Annotated in this window: 1 protein-coding gene; it reads left to right on the top strand. The window is 55.2% G+C overall.

The features are described 5' to 3' along the window. Nucleotides 1-615: TetR/AcrR family transcriptional regulator (locus tag BK660_RS30855; protein WP_123436428.1), on the top strand; the 615-nt coding region annotated here is incomplete at its 5' end. Between the last annotated feature and the right edge of the window lie 179 nt (nt 616-794).

Here is a 794-nt window from a genome sequence, read left to right as displayed (position 1 = left end):
AATCACAAGATCGAGATTCGTCGCAGTAACGTCGAGAAAATTCTCCTGGCGGCGGAAAAAGTCTTCGCCGAAAAAGGCTTCGGCGGTACCGCCATGGCAGACATCGCGGCTGAAGTGCAACTGCCGCGTTCCAATCTGCATTACTACTTCTCAACCAAGAGCGAGCTGTACAGCGCAGTGCTGTTCGACCTGCTGGAAGTGTGGAAACAGGACGCGCTGTGCTTCGAGATGTTCGACGATCCGCGCGTGGTGCTGAGCAGCTATATCCGCGCCAAGATGAACCACTCGCGCAGCCGGCCGTATGGTTCTAAAGTCTGGGCCAATGAGATCATCCACGGCGCGCCAACCTTGGGCGAGGCGCTGGATGTCAGCCTGTATGACTGGGCGAAGATGAAGGAAGCGAAGATTCGCCAGTGGGTCGAGGACAAGCGGATTTTGCCGGTGGAACCGTCGAGTTTGCTGTACATGATCTGGGCGTCGACGCAGCACTATGCTGACTTTGATCATCAGGTGAATATTCTGAATGAACATCAGCCGTTGTCGGACATGCAGTTTGAGCGGGCGGTGCAGACAGTGACGAGTGTGATCTTGCGTGGGATCGGGCTGGAGCCCTAGAAGCAGACCCTCACCCCAGCCCTCTCCCGGAGGGAGAGGGGGCCGACCGAGGTGTCTTGCGGGTTACATCGACCTGAAAAATCCAGTCGATTATGGATTCAAGGCAGTCCTTGCCTGTTCATGTATTGATTATGGATTCAAGGCAGTGCTTGCCTGTGAGTCTTGTCGATTATGGATTC

It is taken from the genome of Pseudomonas brassicacearum, from assembly GCF_003732265.1.
Taxonomy (GTDB): Bacteria; Pseudomonadota; Gammaproteobacteria; order Pseudomonadales; family Pseudomonadaceae; genus Aquipseudomonas; species Aquipseudomonas brassicacearum_D.
Note: the sequence above shows the minus strand (reverse complement) of the source record. Positions and strands in the feature narration are given on the sequence as shown.